Origin of the sequence: Flavobacterium sp. ZB4R12 (genome assembly GCF_048276375.1) — a bacterium.
GTDB lineage: Bacteria > Bacteroidota > Bacteroidia > Flavobacteriales > Flavobacteriaceae > Flavobacterium > Flavobacterium gawalongense.
Genome location: NZ_JBLNKS010000009.1, coordinates 63,223 through 80,002, shown reverse-complemented (window position 1 = coordinate 80,002; position 16,780 = coordinate 63,223). Strand labels below are relative to the sequence as shown.

Annotated in this window: 15 protein-coding genes; 4 read left to right on the top strand and 11 right to left on the bottom strand. The window is 33.4% G+C overall.

Going from position 1 to position 16,780, the window contains the following annotated elements:
- Window positions 1-118: 118 nt before the first annotated feature.
- The 3 genes from accD to ACNO7W_RS08210 form a co-directional block, all read right to left on the bottom strand.
- A complete protein-coding gene (gene accD / locus ACNO7W_RS08220) occupies window positions 119-973 on the bottom strand; it encodes an acetyl-CoA carboxylase, carboxyltransferase subunit beta (protein WP_143386857.1) in 855 nt (284 codons plus the stop codon).
- A gap of 111 nt (window positions 974-1,084) precedes the next feature.
- Complete coding sequence (fbaA, locus tag ACNO7W_RS08215; RefSeq protein ID WP_417937742.1) at window positions 1,085-2,152, bottom strand: class II fructose-bisphosphate aldolase; 1,068 nt, start codon at window positions 2,150-2,152, stop codon at window positions 1,085-1,087.
- A 59-nt stretch (window positions 2,153-2,211) separates the two neighbouring features.
- The gene (locus tag ACNO7W_RS08210) at window positions 2,212-4,776 is read right to left on the bottom strand and encodes a BamA/TamA family outer membrane protein (protein WP_417937741.1); all 2,565 of its coding nucleotides are present in this window, start codon (window positions 4,774-4,776) and stop codon (window positions 2,212-2,214) included.
- A gap of 37 nt (window positions 4,777-4,813) precedes the next feature.
- On the opposite strand from ACNO7W_RS08210, the gene ACNO7W_RS08205 reads away from it, so the two are divergent.
- Entirely contained in the window at window positions 4,814-5,542 is a 729-nt protein-coding gene (locus ACNO7W_RS08205) for a TrmH family RNA methyltransferase (RefSeq protein WP_143386854.1), read from the top strand.
- Between the two features lie 24 nt (window positions 5,543-5,566).
- Here the strand turns inward: ACNO7W_RS08205 and ACNO7W_RS08200 are convergent, their stop codons facing one another.
- The 4 genes from ACNO7W_RS08200 to ACNO7W_RS08185 form a co-directional block, all read right to left on the bottom strand.
- A complete protein-coding gene (locus ACNO7W_RS08200; RefSeq protein WP_143386853.1) occupies window positions 5,567-6,271 on the bottom strand; it encodes a porin family protein in 705 nt (234 codons plus the stop codon).
- A 1-nt stretch (window position 6,272) separates the two neighbouring features.
- A complete protein-coding gene (gene ubiE, locus ACNO7W_RS08195) occupies window positions 6,273-7,004 on the bottom strand; it encodes a bifunctional demethylmenaquinone methyltransferase/2-methoxy-6-polyprenyl-1,4-benzoquinol methylase UbiE (RefSeq protein ID WP_314897397.1) in 732 nt (243 codons plus the stop codon).
- Window positions 7,005-7,603: 599 nt separating this feature from the next.
- The gene (locus ACNO7W_RS08190; RefSeq protein ID WP_143386850.1) at window positions 7,604-8,086 is read right to left on the bottom strand and encodes a dihydrofolate reductase; all 483 of its coding nucleotides are present in this window, start codon (window positions 8,084-8,086) and stop codon (window positions 7,604-7,606) included.
- A 19-nt stretch (window positions 8,087-8,105) separates the two neighbouring features.
- The gene (locus ACNO7W_RS08185; RefSeq protein WP_143386849.1) at window positions 8,106-8,438 is read right to left on the bottom strand and encodes a 2TM domain-containing protein; all 333 of its coding nucleotides are present in this window, start codon (window positions 8,436-8,438) and stop codon (window positions 8,106-8,108) included.
- 236 nt (window positions 8,439-8,674) lie between these two features.
- Between ACNO7W_RS08185 and ACNO7W_RS08180 the strand changes: the two genes are divergently transcribed.
- On the top strand, window positions 8,675-8,971 hold the full coding sequence (locus tag ACNO7W_RS08180; protein WP_143386848.1) for an isoamylase early set domain-containing protein: 297 nt from the start codon (window positions 8,675-8,677) through the stop codon (window positions 8,969-8,971).
- Window positions 8,972-9,094: 123 nt separating this feature from the next.
- Here the strand turns inward: ACNO7W_RS08180 and ACNO7W_RS08175 are convergent, their stop codons facing one another.
- The 4 genes from ACNO7W_RS08175 to ACNO7W_RS08160 all read right to left on the bottom strand — a co-directional run bounded on the left by ACNO7W_RS08175 (window position 9,095) and on the right by ACNO7W_RS08160 (window position 12,624).
- A complete protein-coding gene (locus tag ACNO7W_RS08175; RefSeq protein ID WP_314897399.1) occupies window positions 9,095-9,946 on the bottom strand; it encodes a thymidylate synthase in 852 nt (283 codons plus the stop codon).
- 132 nt (window positions 9,947-10,078) lie between these two features.
- Window positions 10,079-10,708 carry a bifunctional nuclease domain-containing protein gene (locus ACNO7W_RS08170; protein WP_417937739.1) on the bottom strand — a complete coding sequence of 210 codons (630 nt, stop codon included), beginning with the start codon at window positions 10,706-10,708 and terminating at the stop codon, window positions 10,079-10,081.
- Window positions 10,709-10,848: 140 nt separating this feature from the next.
- Window positions 10,849-11,817, bottom strand: coding sequence for an electron transfer flavoprotein subunit alpha/FixB family protein (locus tag ACNO7W_RS08165; protein WP_143386845.1), 969 nt, complete (start codon window positions 11,815-11,817; stop codon window positions 10,849-10,851).
- Window positions 11,818-11,877: 60 nt separating this feature from the next.
- A complete protein-coding gene (locus ACNO7W_RS08160; RefSeq protein ID WP_143386844.1) occupies window positions 11,878-12,624 on the bottom strand; it encodes an electron transfer flavoprotein subunit beta/FixA family protein in 747 nt (248 codons plus the stop codon).
- 452 nt (window positions 12,625-13,076) lie between these two features.
- On the opposite strand from ACNO7W_RS08160, the gene ACNO7W_RS08155 reads away from it, so the two are divergent.
- Window positions 13,077-14,057, top strand: coding sequence for a pyruvate dehydrogenase complex E1 component subunit beta (locus ACNO7W_RS08155; RefSeq protein WP_143386841.1), 981 nt, complete (start codon window positions 13,077-13,079; stop codon window positions 14,055-14,057).
- Between the two features lie 135 nt (window positions 14,058-14,192).
- Complete coding sequence (locus ACNO7W_RS08150) at window positions 14,193-16,679, top strand: DUF5686 family protein (protein ID WP_417937738.1); 2,487 nt, start codon at window positions 14,193-14,195, stop codon at window positions 16,677-16,679.
- Window positions 16,680-16,780: the final 101 nt, after the last annotated feature.

The window sequence follows — 16,780 nt, the reverse complement described above, 5'->3', positions numbered from 1 at the left end:
TCCAAATTTATATGAAAACGGCTTTCAAAAATTATTTGAAAGCCGTTTTTGACTTGTTTTTTTCTTAAAAATAAAAATTTAGATTGCATAAAAAATCCCGATTAATCGGGATTTTCATTTATCTAATATTGTTGTTTTGAATCAAATCGATGTACAAGTTAATCTTGTCCTTCAATTCTTTTCTTGGTGTTATAAAGTCTAAGAAACCATGTTCAAGAACAAATTCAGCAGTTTGAAAACCTTCTGGTAAATCTTTACCGGTCGTGTCTTTTACTACTCTTGGCCCTGCAAATCCAATCAATGCACCTGGTTCAGAAATGTTAATATCACCCAGCATCGCATAGGAAGCAGTTGTTCCACCGGTTGTTGGATCCGTACATAACGAAATATAAGGCAATTTTGCTTCGGCTAGTTGAGCTAGTTTTACAGATGTTTTAGCTAATTGCATCAAAGAATAAGCTGCTTCCATCATTCTTGCTCCACCTGATTTAGAAATCATTACAAATGGTAATTTGTTTTGAATAGCGTGATCGATTCCTCTTGCGATTTTCTCTCCCACTACAGCTCCCATAGAACCACCAATAAAGGCGAAATCCATACAGCAAATCACTACATCTTTTCCTTTGGATTTTCCAACTCCGGTACGCACTGCATCTTTAAGTTTGGTTTTTTCCATAACATCTTTCAATCGATCTGCATATTTTTTTGTGTCAACAAAATGCAAAGGATCTTTAGAAGTCATATTTTTATCTAATTCAACAAATTCATTGTTGTCAAATAAAATTTGGAAATATTCTGCACTTCCAATTCTAACATGAAAACCATCTTCGGGACTTACAAATAAGTTACGAGCTAGTTCATCGGCATCAATAATTTTTCCAGTTGGAGATTTGTACCAAAGCCCTTTTGGGATGTCCATTTTGTCTTCGGTAGCAGTAGTAATCCCTTTTTCTTTTCTTTTAAACCAAGCCATTTTTCTAGTATTCAGTGTTCAGTAATCAGTAATCAGTATTCAGTGTTCAGTTTTTTAGTGTTCAGTTCTCAAGACACTGAACACTAAAAAACTGAACACTGAATACTTTTTTTATAAAGTATTCACGTTGTTCAAGTCAGCAAATGCTTGCTCAAGTCTTGTGTTGAAAGTAACTTCGCTTTCACGTAACCATTTTCTTGGGTCGTAATATTTTTTGTTTGGAGCATCAGAACCTTCTGGATTTCCAATTTGAGTTTTCAAATAATCAATATTTTTAACCATGTAATCACGAATACCTTCAGTAAATGCAAATTGCAAATCAGTATCGATATTCATTTTTATTACACCGTAGCTGATACCTTCTCTGATTTCTTCCAATGTAGAACCTGAACCACCATGGAAAACAAAATCTACCGGATTAGATCCTGTATTGAATTTGTTTTGTACAAAATCTTGAGAATTTTTTAAGATTTTTGGAGTCAATTTTACATTTCCTGGTTTGTATACACCGTGAACGTTACCAAAAGCTGCTGCAATTGTAAATCTAGGGCTTACTTTTGAAAGTTCTTCGTAAGCGTAAGCTACTTCTTCAGGTTGAGTATATAGTTTTGAGCTATCAACATCAGAGTTGTCAACACCATCTTCTTCACCACCTGTGATTCCAAGTTCAATTTCCAATGTCATTCCCATTTTGCTCATTCTTTCTAAATAGCCTTTGCAAATTTCGATGTTTTCTTCGATAGGCTCTTCAGATAAATCAATCATGTGAGAAGAGAACAATGGTTTTCCTGTTTCAGCAAAATGTTTTTCTGAAGCATCTAATAGTCCATCAATCCAAGGCAATAATTTTTTTGCACAATGGTCAGTATGTAAAATTACAGTTGCTCCGTAAGCTTCCGCCAAAGTGTGAATGTGTAATGCTCCTGCAATTCCACCAGCGATAGCCGCTTTTTCACCTGCATTTGAAAGTCCTTTACCCGCATTAAATTGTGCTCCTCCATTAGAAAATTGGATGATAACTGGCGCATTTAATTTTGCTGCAGTTTCGAGAACACCATTGATGGTATTTGATCCCGTAACATTTACTGCAGGAAGTGCAAATCCTTTTTCTTTTGCATAATTAAAAATTTCCTGAACCTGATCTCCCGTAGCTACGCCTGGTTTTATGTTGTGTGCCATTGTAATTCTTTTTAGTTGTTTTTTAGTTTTTAGTTTGCAAAAATAAGAATTAATTAGCATTAGAACGGATAATTTATTCCAAAATTTAAAACAGAGTGTCCAAAATTGTATTCATTAAACCATCGTTTGCTTGTTTCATTGGCCGGATTGTAGGTTTTAAACCCTAAATCAAACCGGATTACAAAAAAACTTAAATCGTATCGCAACCCAAATCCAGAGCCTATTGCAATGTCTTTTAAATCGTTTAGATTTTTAAATGTTGCCTTTTCATCTTCCACATTATCAAGTACATTCCATATATTTCCGGCATCTACAAAAAGTGCTCCTTTTAGACTGCCTAATACTTTAAATCTAAATTCTCCGCTAAGAGCAATTTTCATATTAGCTTCATTAAAATCATTTGAAGCACCACTGCTTCCAGGACCTAAACTATAAGGTTGCCACGCTCTGTTATCATTGGAACCACCAGAAAAATAACTTCTCGAAAACGGAACGTTGTCCGAATTGCCAAAAGGAATGGCTATTCCAAAGAAGGTTCTAACAGCAAAAACTTTCTCTTTTGTCAGATCCCAGTGTTTGATATAGTCGAACTCCGTTTTTATATATTCTGAATATTCTAAATTGAATATTTCGTAATTGTTATCTGAATTTTTAGGTAAACTTGCTGTTTTCGAAACTAATGATAATAAAGTCCCGGCAGATTCAATTTTTGTTCGGAAGAGGTAAAAATTATTGTCTAGCAAATCTATTTTGGTAGTTTTAGTAAAACTATAACTTGTGGCCAGAATAAAATCATTCTCGGAAAGTCTAATTCTTCGTTCTTCTATACTTTTTATTGATGCGAAATCGCTAGCGTTTGGAAAGATACTTGGGTTTGAGCCTAAAACGCCATTGATAAAGCTATTAGTTCCGTTTTCAATAATTAAATCATTATTGTCGTTAAAATATGTTGGATTGACTCCATAACTAGGCTTTTGGGCTAATTCATTCAAAGCGTTGTAAGAAGACCGATAAACATTGAAATAATTTTGTGGATTTAGATTGCGCACAAATTGCGCATTGAAAAGGTCAAAACGAGCGGTATTGTTTCTTTTTGGCGTCCAATTATAAGATAATGCTCCGGTAAAATTTTCTTTATCCAGACCAATATTTCTTTGCTTGGCAAAACCCATAGTAATAAGAGTGGAAGGAATCATACTCTTAGGAATGATTTTTTCAGTTGCAAAAGGTATAAAAATTCTTGGGAAGCTAAGTTTTAAATCCAGTCCGTATTCTGAAACATTAAAAAAGTTATTATTTGGATTTGCTAAATCTTTTGATGACCCTATATTTCCACGAGCAGCAATTTCTAATGTTTCGGCGCCGTTAAATACGTTTCTGATGGTTTCTGAAGCACTCAGTCCAATACCAATATCTTGTATGTTTGAATGTGTAACATCCAGAGTAGTGCCAAAACTATATTTTTTTCTTGGGGTTAAATATACTTTTGCAATCAATGAGTGAGCGGTTGTATCTCTTTTGTCGACTTCGTATTGTATGGTTGGATAATTGAAAATCTTCAGATTATTCAAATATCGGGTTGTCAGCACCGTTTTATAATCCGCAAACAAAGTTCCTTTCGTAATAAAAATGGCATTCGTTATGGCACGAGGTTTGTATTTTATTTTTTTGCGACCATACAAATTAAAATTGTTGTAGGAAATACTATCCGTAATTTTTTGATTGCCACCATTAGGTAAATAATCGGTATAAATGTTTACATCGCTTATTTTATATAACTTGAAAGGTTCTGTTTTACTTGAGTCTTGTTGTTGATAAGAATAATTATTGATGATTAAATTTACATATGCTTTATTTACTTTATTAATGGTATCTAAATCAAAAGTGATGTAATTAGGTTGGAAATTATATGCGCCATTGTTTCTGAAGTGAGTGGTAATTCGGTTTTTTTCATCCTCAAAATTGGCTGTTTTATATTGATCTCCGGATTTAATTAAAGTTTTAGATTTGGTTACTTCGTACAACGAATCAAGTACAGGAGTCAAAATAGTTGTTTTTAGTGTGTCTAAAGTATAGGGTTCAAGCGTAGTTATTGCATATTTAATTTTGGCTCTTTTGGTTTTTAATGTGTCTATGGTGTAGTTCGCTTTAACATTAAAAAAACCAATATTAAAATAATAATATTTCAATCGTAATATCGATTTGTCAATTTTTGATTTGTCAATAATTACAGGTGCTTCACCAGTTTTTTTTAGAAAATCATGAATTCCATGATACAAAAAAGATTTTCCAAGTCGGTTAACTTGTTTTGCAGATAGCCATTTGGATTGTCTTTTGTATTTTTCAGGATTATTTGTAAACTTAGCCTGATAAGTGGAGTCAGGATTCAGATTAGCCAAATTATACAAATTCAATCGCAAACGAAAGCCCAATAATAAGGTGCTGTTTGGATTTTGATATAATTGATTGAAAATAATTTCTTCTTTTGTGGCTTTGTTATTTACTAAAACTTCATTTTTAGTAAGTAGGTGTTTGCCCTCTGGAACTCTTTTTACAGCGTTACATGCACAGATTAATGTTGCAATTAGAATAAATGCTGTTATTTTTGTGGAAATCTTTTTCAAGTGTTATAAAATATTTAATTCAAAAGTACATTATTTTATGGTTAGTAAAAACCAAATAAAACTTATAACGAGTTTACAGCAAAAAAAATATAGGTTCACTAATAAATTATTTTTTGCCGAAGGCGTAAAAGTAATTCAGGAATTATTGCAGTCAAATTTTGAATTGGAACATTTGTACACGACTCAAAACGATTTTGAGGAAGTTTTAAGTGCAAAAAAAACGGTTATTGACGATAATGATTTAAAAAAAATAAGTGCTCTTTCATCGCCAAATTCCTGCTTGGCAGTTTTTAAGGTGCCAGTTGAGAAAAAAATGATTGAATCTGGATTGATTCTCGCTCTTGATAGCATTCGCGATCCGGGAAATTTAGGAACGATTTTGCGATTGTGTGACTGGTTTGGAATTCATCAGTTAGTGTGTTCTAAGGAAACAGTTGATATTTATAATCCAAAAGTAGTCCAGGCTACAATGGGTTCAATTGCGCGGGTAAATGTGAGTTACACAGATTTGAATGCTTTTATTTCTAAAACCAAATTACCTGTTTTTGGCACTTTTATGGATGGCGTGAATATTTATAAAACCAGTTTGTCTCAGGAGGGAATCATCATCATGGGGAATGAAGCCAATGGAATTTCTGCAGAAATTGAAAAACTGGTTCAAAACAGACTGACAATCCCTCGTTTCGGAGAAATTCAAAAGACGGAAAGCTTGAATGTGGCAACCGCAACTGCTATTATTCTTAGTGAATTTAGAAGAAATTCTTAAAAAAAATTAAGAATAGTAATTGTTTTAATGAAAAGTAAAATTGATAAAAACAGCTCTGGATTTTATTGATTCTATGTCGCCTGTCCAGGGACTGTTTGGATCGTTGTCTCTAATTAGTTCATCTTTAAGACCAAAGACACCTCTTATGGAAGGGGAAAATATAAAATATGGAGAAAAGAAATCGATTCCCAAACCCATTTCGTAATTTGTAGTCCAGGGTTTTACCCTAAAACGTTGTTCTGAATTATCGTCTACTGATTTTGAATTGCTCGATAAATTTAAAGTCGTCGAAAGCCCTCCTACAATATACGGACGAATATTTCCAGTTCGAAGAGACAAAAACTTTAATAATAAGGGAAAATGAATGTAAGTGCTGTTTACTTCTCTCAGAGCATCGGCTTTTGTTGTAAAACCAGGAAAGTTTAAATCTCTTTTAGTGTAATACAACCCCGGTTCAAATCGTAAACTGATATATTCATGAAGTTTTAAATCACCAACAATTCCCACATTAAAACCCGTTGTTTTTTTTACTTGGATATCAGGCCCGACGGTTTTATAGTCAATTTTAAAATCATAAGAATTGAATCCCAAAAAATATCCAAAATAAAGTCTTTTATTCTGAAAATTTTCAAGGTTAATGATTGGATCCTTACTAAACATGTTTTTAGTAAACTGTGCAAATCCATTCAGAGTGAAAGTTAATAAAACTAAAACAACTATTTTTTTCATCTTATTTTTTAGAAGCAGAATAAATGGTAGCCACGCCAAATGTTTGTGGCATTGCTACAACATCTATAAACCCAATTTTTCTCAAAATATTGTTCAATGCTTCACCGTATGGAAATGCTGCGGAAGATTCAGATAAATAACCATAAGCTACATTGTCTTTAGAGAATAATTTTCCTATAAGTGGAAGTATGTTTTTACTGTAAAAAGTATATCCTTGTTTATAAGGAGTTTTATCCGGAACTGAGGTTTCTAAAATTACAAACACACCGTTTGGTTTTAAAACTCTTAAAATTTCTGCTAAGCCTTTTTCGAGAGTTTCAAAATTTCTAACACCAAAAGCAACTGTTATGGCATCAAAATAATTATCATCAAAGGGCATGTTTTCAGAGTCGCCTAAAAGCATTTCAATGGTATCAGTCATGTTCTTGGCGGCAATTTTTTTCTTGCCAACTTCAAGCATACCTGCAGAAATGTCTAATCCAATAATTTTTTCAGCATTAGTTTGTGCCATCAAAATAGCCAAGTCACCAGTTCCGGTTGCAATATCCAGAATTATTTTTGGATTGGATTTGGCAACAATTTTGAGAACTTTCTTGCGCCATTTGATGTCAATGCCAAAAGAAATGACACGATTAAGATTGTCATAATTTCCAGATATGGTGTCAAACATTTTCGCAACTTGTTCTTTTTTGCCTAAAGTTGAATTTTTATAGGGTGTTATGTTTTTTGACATTTTTTTTAATTTCCACAAATATAATACAAACTGTACAAACTAAAAATCAGTTTTGGAATTAGGTGCAGACTTTCTTTTAATCAGAAAAAATAGTAAAATAGTTAGTTTTTGTTCTTCGAAGAGTAATTATGAAATAATTACAACAAACCTTAAATATCACTAAAAGTGGGTATTGCAACAAATGTTTTTATTGTTCAATTTTACACTATAATATTTTAAAATATTTATCAATGATTAATAGGGATTCAATGACCCAAATCAAATGGTTGTTTCTTGCGTTAACAATATCATTTGTTCTTGTGAGCAGTTTTGAAAGTGCTATTTTACAAAATAGTACTGTATTTAAAGCGCAACACACGTTCTTAGGATTAAATTTGTTTTTGGAAATTTTGATTTTCTTTGTTTTTAGTACCTTCGTGGTATTTGGTATTAAAGGCTTTTTTGAAATGTACTCCCAAAAATCATCAAATGCTATTATCTTCATATCTGGAGTGTTACTAGTATTTGTGATTTTTATTTTGAGTTATCAAATACTGTTTCAAGAATAGGTCATTTCCCTTATCATTGTTGAAAAAAACATCCCATTTTGGGATGTTTTTTTATTTTCTGGAAAAAGTTTGATACGTATAATCGTAAAGGTGTTTTTCGTCTTTCGTGTTAAACACAGATTCTATAATTTCCCATTCTTCAAGATCGATTTCAGGAAAGAAAGCATCTGCTTCAAAACTATTATGAACTCTTGTGATTTCAATCTTGTCAGTAAAAGGAAGTCCCAGATTGTAAATTTCTCCGCCTCCAATAATATAGGTGGTTTCATTTCTAGGACAAATATCTAATGCTTTTTCTATGCTGTCTACAATGATACAGCCTTCAGGTTGGTATTCTTCCTGTCGAGATATCACAATATGAGTTCGATTGGGTAATGGTTTTGGGAAGCTTTCAAAAGTTTTCCGTCCCATTATGATATAATGTCCGGAAGTAAGTGTTTTAAATCTTTTAAAATCATTTGGAAGATGCCATACTAATTCATTGTTTTTTCCAAGCGCATTATTTTCGGCAACAGCCGCAATCATTACTATCATAGTTCTCTTAATTTTTATTTTATATAGAGGATTCTTCGTTAATCTTTGTTTCTAATTGAGTGATTTTTTTTTGCTGAAGCGCAACAAGTCGATCTATTTGTTCTCTTTCCCAGTTTTTATTCATAAAACGATCTGTAATGTAAACTTTTATAAAATGTAATATGAATATGAAAAACCATATTGTAATTCCCCAAATATACCAATCTGAATTTATACCGATTCCGAAAAAATTATTGGATATAAATAAAAATAGACTTCCTAAAAGAAACAAAACAAAATGGAAATAAAGTCTTTTTTTTTGCTTTATTCTTCTTCTAGCATATTCATATTGTTCATGTTGTTCTTTTTCCATAGGTTAAATTTTGTTTATAAAGATAAATTTTATTTTGTAAAGGCACTATTTTGATTGGTGATTATTTAGTAAGAAAACGTTTTCTTATTTAGGATATAAAAATTAAAACTCATATAATTAAGGATTTATTTAAAAATTAACATTGTTTATGTCATTCTACTAAAACTTCATGTGCTTTGTTGAAAGTTCATTTGAATTTATTTTCTTTGCTACATAATTCTAAAAATGAAATAGTTATGTCAATTAAGAAACAATTTGTAAAAACAAAACCGGTTTGTAAAGTTACATTTTCAGTAGAAGCAAAGCAAGCTACATCGGCATCAGTGGTTGGTGATTTCAATAATTGGAATTTAGCCGAAGGTGCTTTAAGTAAATTGAAAAATGGAACTTTCAAAGCAACTTACGACTTAAACAAAGATGCGTCTTATGAGTTTAAATATGTAATAGATGGAGAGTTCGTTAATGAGCCAGAAGCTGATTCATTTGTATGGAATGATTTCGCCGGTGCTGAAAATAGTGTTTTATCTATCTAATCAAATGTAAAAAAATCCGCTGAGAAGCGGATTTTTTATTTTCTTTTATCGGGAATTTGAGTTTTAAGCTTTTGTTGATTTTAGTTTTTAACTAAAACAATAAATCATGAAATTTATGATGTTTTACACCGCAACGCTTCCTTTTATAAGGGCGTGTGGTTCATAACCTTCAAGTGTGAAATCTTCAAAATCAAAATCGAAAATATTTTTTATTTCAGGATTCAAAATCATTTTTGGTAATGGTTTTGGCTCACGTGACAATTGTAATTCCAGTTGCTTAAAATGATTGTTGTAAATATGTGCATCACCAAAAGTGTGAATAAATTCGCCTGTCTCTAATTCGCAAACTTGTGCAATCATCATGGTTAACAATGCGTAGGAAGCGATATTAAACGGAACGCCCAAGAAAATATCGGCGCTTCTTTGGTATAATTGACAAGATAATTTTCCTTTCTCCTCTCCTTTGGAGAGATCGGGTGAGGTGACATAAAACTGAAAAAATGCATGACAAGGAGGTAAAGCCGCTTTATTGTTAGCTACATTTTCTTCGAATGATTTTTTCGTGTCTGGAAGTACAGAAGGATTCCAAGCCGAAACAAGCATTCTACGGCTATTTGGGTTGGTTTTTAGTTCTGTGATAAGTTCTGTAATTTGGTCTATTTCTTCGCTATTCCAGTTGCGCCATTGATGTCCGTAAACAGGGCCTAAATCTCCATTGGCATCTGCCCAAGCATCCCAAATTTTCACTCCATTTTCTTGAAGGTACTTAATATTTGTGTCGCCTTTCAGGAACCAAAGCAATTCATAAATAATAGATTTTAGATGTAATTTTTTAGTGGTAACCATTGGGAAACCTTCATTCAAATCAAAACGCATTTGATAACCAAACACACTTTTAGTTCCCGTTCCGGTTCGATCTCCTTTTTGACAACCGTTTTCCATAACGTGTTGCACTAAATCTAAATATTGCTTCATTCTTAAGGTATTAGGTGTGGGGTATTAGGTTTTGGGACTGTTAAAATTCTTATTCTATGGTTAAGTACACTTAATTTATTTTTGATTGTAATCGCTCTGGACAACACCTAAAACCTAGAGCCTAAAACCAATTTATGATTCTCTTTTTGAAATTTCGTCTCTAATCTTAGCTGCTTTTTCGTAATCTTCATGTTCTACAGCTTGATCTAGTAACTCGTTCAATTCCTGTAAACTGTGTTTGGAATAAGTATGTCCGGATTGATTGGTTTCTTCTTCGCGACCAAAAGTATCAGGATTAGACAGCACATCATCTATTTCTTGTGAATCTTTATTGGCTTCCAAGGGATTTGCTTTCAAATAGATTCCAGCTTTATCCAGGATGTTTTTATAAGTGTAAATCGGGGCATTGAATCGCAATGCTAAAGCAATAGCATCGGATGTTCTGGCGTCTATTATTTCTTCAATTTTATCTCTTTCGCAAATGATACTTGAATAAAAAACACCATCTACCAGTTTATGAATAATGACTTGTTTTACCACAATATCAAAACGCTCAGCAAAATTTTTGAATAAATCATGTGTCAAAGGTCGAGGCGGTTTGATTTCTTTTTCTAAAGCAATGGCAATAGATTGGGCTTCAAAAGCACCTATGACAATAGGTAATTTTCGTTCACCGTCAACTTCATTCAAAATCAAAGCATACGCTCCGTTTTGGGTTTGACTGTATGAAATCCCCTTTATGGATAATTTAACTAAGCTCATAGTTGTTAAAATGGGAAAGTACGATGTACTTATTTTTTAATAAAAATTAGGTGCGATTTTTTATTCAAAAAAAATGCTGCCCAAAAGCAAAGATACAAATATCTTGTTTTTTAGGCAGCAATTTGAAGAGATTTATTGAATTATGACTGTTGTGCTTTAAAAGCTTTAAATTTCTCAATTAATTTTGGAACAATTTCAAAAGCATCACCCACAATTCCATAGTCAGCTACTTTGAAGAATGGTGCTTCCGGATCGCTATTGATAACCACTTTTACTTTAGAAGAGTTGATTCCTGCAATGTGTTGAATTGCTCCCGAAATTCCTATAGCAATATAGAGGTTTGTAGCAACAGGTTTTCCGGTTTGTCCTACGTGTTCTCCGTGAGGTCTCCAGCCTAAATCAGAAACGGGTTTAGAACAAGCAGTTGCAGCACCAAGTACCGAAGCTAATTCTTCTACCATTCCCCAGTTTTCAGGACCTTTTAATCCACGTCCTGCAGAAACCACAATATCGGCATCGGCAATAGAAACTTTTCCGGAACCTTTTTCCACTGATTCTACTTGTACTCCAAAATCGTTGTCTCCAATTGTTGGATTGAAATCTTCTTCAGTTAAAGTGGAAGTATTTTCGAAAACACCATAGGAGTTTTTAGCAAGACCAAGTACTTTTACATCGGTATTAATTTCAGTAATATTGAAAGCTTTATTTGAAAAAGCATTTCTTTTAACTTGAAAAGGAGATGTACTTACCGGTAATCCCACAACATTTGAAGCAAATCCAGCTTCTAACGCCACAGCTACAAGAGACGAAAGGTAAATGCTGTCCGTAGTGGATGAAAGCAAAATTAATTTAACACTTTCTTTTTGTGCAGCTTGCTTGATTACATCAGCATATGCTTTTGCAGTAAATCCTGATAATTTATCATTGTTTACTTTTAATACTTTGTCTACTCCGTATTTTGATAATTCCGAAACATCTCCAGCGTTTACGGTTACAGCTGTAACGGTTGTCCCTAAAGATTCGGCTACTTTTTTTGCATAAGAAGCTAATTCGAAAGCTACTTTCTTAAATTTTCCTTCTGCGTATTCTGCATATATTAATATTGACATAATGATTTTAGATTTAAAGATTAAATAATTGAAAAATTTAAAGATTTCAAAAATCCGTAATTATATTACTTTCGCTTCGTTGTGTAATAAATTGATTAATTCATCTAAATTGTCAGGAGAAATTAATTTCACCGCTGATTTTGGAGCTGGTTTCTCAAATTTCACTGCTTTAGTGTTTACTGGAGCTTCAACTGGTTCCAGTATGGTCAATACTTTAGTTCTTGCAGTCATAATTCCTCTCATGTTAGGAATACGCAAGTCTTTTTCTTCAACCAGTCCCTTTTGTCCACCAATGATTAAAGGCAAAGTAGTGCTTACTGTTTCTTTTCCACCATCAATCTCACGAACTGCTTTTACATTAGCTCCATCAACAGTAAGGCTTGTGCAAGAATTTAGGAAGTTATAACCTAAAATACCTGCAATCATTCCAGGAACCATTCCTCCATTATAATCAAGAGATTCTTTTCCTGCGATGATAACATCGTATGCGCCGTTTTTAATTACTTCGGCAAGTTGTTTAGCAACAAAAAATCCGTCAGTAGGAGTAGCGTTAACACGAATGGCTTCGTTTGCGCCTATTGCTAATGCTTTTCTTAAAGTAGGTTCCGTTTCCGGTCCTCCGACATTTACAACAGTAACGGTTGCACCTTGTTGTTCTTGAAACCAAATGGCACGTGTTAAACCAAATTCATCATTTGGATTGATTACGTATTGTACGCCGTTAGTGTCAAATTCAGAATCACCATTGACGAAGTTAATCTTTGAAGTAGTATCAGGAACGTGACTGATGCAAACTAATATTTTCATAAGTATTGATTTTATTATTCAAAATTTGTTTCACAAAATTAGAATAATAATTTGAATAATTTACTATGCACGCATAATATTTTCAAATACTATTACGATTTCGCAATTTTGTAATAAAAGCGGATATTTTTTTGATAAGAGATTGATTGGTTATTAATTTGAATGAATTAATGAAAAAAATCCAACAAAAAGAAACCAAATTGTTGCTTTCGACTTCTCATTTAATGTGCAGATTGAGGTGAGAAGTTGCTTAAGATGTACAAATCTTTAATGCTACATCGATTTCGTAGCCCGGATAGCAGCGGTATCCTTCCTGTGGTTCCTTTAACCATAGGAAGATATAGCGTATAGCCGGAAATAGCTCCTGATTATTTTAAAGTAATTTATGCTTTTAAGTGGTTTAAAATATTTATTTTTGCTTTTCGAAAATTATACATATACAATATACAACTATGAGAACTATACAATTTAGAGAGGCCATTTGCGAAGCAATGAGTGAAGAAATGCGTCGCGATGAGTCCATATATTTAATGGGTGAAGAAGTTGCAGAATACAATGGTGCGTACAAAGCATCTAAAGGAATGCTTGCTGAATTTGGCGAAAAAAGAGTGATTGACACTCCAATTGCTGAACTTGGTTTTACCGGTATTGCAGTAGGTTCAGCAATGAACGGTTGTAGACCAATTGTAGAATATATGACTTTCAATTTCTGTTTAGTAGGGATTGACCAAATTATAAATAACGCTGCTAAAATGCGTCAAATGACTGGTGGACAATTCAATGTGCCTATCGTTTTTCGTGGTCCAACCGCTTCGGCAGGACAATTAGGAGCGACACACTCGCAAGCACTTGAAAACTGGTTTGCGAACACCCCTGGTCTTAAAGTAGTAGTTCCATCGAATGTTTATGATGCAAAAGGATTGTTGAAATCAGCTATTCGTGATAATGATCCTGTTATTTTCATGGAGTCAGAACAAATGTATGGTGATAAAGGAGAAGTCCCAGATGGTGAGTATACTATTCCGATTGGAGTTGCTGATATCAAACGGGAAGGAACAGATGTAACTATCGTATCTTTTGGAAAAATCATCAAAGAAGCTTATGTTGCTGCTGATGAACTAGCTAAAGAAGGAGTTTCATGTGAGATTATCGATTTAAGAACGGTTCGTCCTTTGGATTTTGAAACGATTTTGACTTCAGTAAGAAAAACAAACAGATTGGTAATTCTTGAAGAGGCTTGGCCATTTGCAAGTGTTTCTTCTGAGATTACTTATTTAGTTCAAGAGCGTGCTTTTGATTTTCTTGATGCGCCTATCCAACGTATTACAACAGCTGATACTCCTGCGCCTTACTCTCCGGTATTGCTTAAAGAATGGTTGCCAAACGCTGGTGATGTTGTAAAAGCAGTTAAAAAAGTAATGTACAAAAAATAGATTTTTTTTAAGGATTTGATTTTTAGATAAAATTTAACAGTCAACAATCTTAATTTAGAATAATCTAGATTTCTAAATACCTATATTTGAAACTTCATCAATTATTTATTTGATGGAGTTTTTTTTTGAATGATTATGAAAAAGCCTCTCTTATTTATCTTGTTTTTTTTGCTGATTAGCGCAAACGTCCTTTTTGCGCAAACTAAAGTTAGCGGTATAGTTTTAGACAAAACAAATCAGCCCATTCCATTTGCCAATGTTGTTTTTAAAGATTCCAATGAAGGTGTCGTTTCTAATGAAGATGGACGTTTTTACATTGAATCAGCTAAAACCTATACAGCCATAATAATATCATCGGTGGGATTTTCTGAAAAAGAAATTACTTTAAATAAACTGGTGAATTATAATTTTAAAATTCAATTAAACGAAGCCGAGAGCCTCAAGGAAGTAGTTATTTTTACTGGTAAAACTTCTAAAAAGAACAATCCGGCACTTGATATTCTGAGGAAAATATGGGAGCACAAGCGTAAAAACGGATTGTACTTATTTGATCAGTACCAGATGGAAAAGTATGAGAAAATAGAATTTGACATGAATTCTATTGATAGCACTTTCATGAAAAGCAAGCTTTTCAAAGGGATGGAGTTTATATTCAATCAAATGGATACTTCAAAAATTACGGGTAAAACGTATTTACCCATTTTTGTAAACGAATCACTTAATGATGTTTATGGAGATAATAAATTAAAGAAAGTAAAAGAGAAAATAAAAGCCAATAAGACTTCTGGTTTTAATGGAAACCAACAGATTTTGACGTTTGTAAAAGATTTGTATTCCAATTACGACATCTATAATAATTATTTAACTTTTTTTGATAAAAGTTTTACCAGTCCATTATCTAAAACAGGGATTGATGTTTACAATTATGTTTTAAAGGATAGTGCATTCATTGATAAAAAATGGTGTTATAATATTATTTTTTATCCCAGACGAAAAAACGAATTGACTTTCAAAGGTGATTTTTGGGTGAATGATTCCACATTTGCCATCAAGAAAATTAACATGGCAGTTACCAAAAGCGCCAATATCAACTGGGTAAAAGATATTTATTTAGAGCAGGAATTTGAAGTGGTCAGCGATTCTGTTTTCCTATTAACCCGAGATTATTTAATGTCCGACTTTGCTTTAAACAAAAAAGAAAAATCAAAAGGTGTTTACGGAAAGCGAACCACTTTCTATAGAAATCATCAGTTCAATAAAGAAAAATCAGTCGCTTTTTATAAAGATGAGGTCAATTATATGGATACGGATGTCTACAATAAATCGGATGAGTATTGGAACGAGAATCGATTCGAGAACTTAACCAAGGACGAATTGGGTGTTTATAAAATGCTGGATACACTGCAAACGGTTAGGAAATTCAAGCAAATATACAGTACCGTTCAGGTTCTGGCCAGCGGATTTTTGCAATTTGGAAATTTTGATTATGGTCCCATTTTTTCCACATTTGGATACAATGAAGTCGAGGGTGCTCGATTGCGAGCAGGTGGAAGAACCTATTTTGGAACGAACGACACTTGGCGTTTGCAAGGCTATACAGCCTATGGTTTTAAGGATGAAAAATTCAAATATGGATTTTCCGGTAAATGGATGGTCGATAAGAAAAAAAGAATCATTTTGTCTGGAGGCAACAGGCGTGATATTGAACAAATTGGTGCCAGCTTGACTACCACCTACGATATTTTGGGTAGAAGTTTCGCTTCGTCTTCTGTTTTTTCATCAGGAAGTAATGGGAAATTGACCAACATCAATTTGAGTAATATTGCGGTAGAAATAGAGCCGGTTAAAAATTTAATATTTCAAACTGGGATTTCGTATCGTATACTGGAGTCCGCTTCCCCAACATTTAGTCTGGATTATTACACGGATATAGCGAATGCTGTGACAAAAAGTGAAGTTAAACAATCGGAAGTTAACTTTCAGGTTGAATACACACCAAAGAGAAAAACCATTGGATTTGCAGTAGAAAGAGAGAATGTTGACAGTCCGTACAGCCGCTTTTTTGTCAATTACAGTCATGGTTTTAAAGGATTATTGAATAGTGATTTCAAATACGATAAAATACAATTGTATTATAAACAACCGGTAATTATTGGACCATTGGGACGCACGAATATAATTATGGAAGTGGGGAAAACTTTTGGAACCGTTCCTTTGGGATTGATGAGCGTTATTCCGGGAAATCAAACTTTTTTTACTCTTGAGAACACCTTTAGCAACCTTAATTTTTATGAATTTGTGTCGGATCAATATGCTACTTTGCAGTGGAACCACAATTTCAATGGCCGACTTTTTTCCAGAATTCCATTCATGCGAAAACTCAATTGGAGAGAAATCGTATCGGTAAAAGGCGTTTATGGCAGTATTTCAGATGAAAACAGAGCTATAAATGCTTCTGGTTTGGTCTACAACGCACCCGAAAAAGGGTATTGGGAATACAGTGCCGGAATTGGGAATATTTTCAAAGTATTCCGCATCGATTTCGCTTGGCGAGGCAGTTATCTCAATACGCCAGATACGAATCGTTTTTCGGTAAAAGGGTCGTTTGGGTTTAATTTTTAATAAGCGATCAACTAAATTGTCATTCCGACGATAGGAGGAATCAGGAGCTATTTACTTCGTCAGTTCGCTTCGCTCGTGTCCAGCTGTTCACTATATCTTTT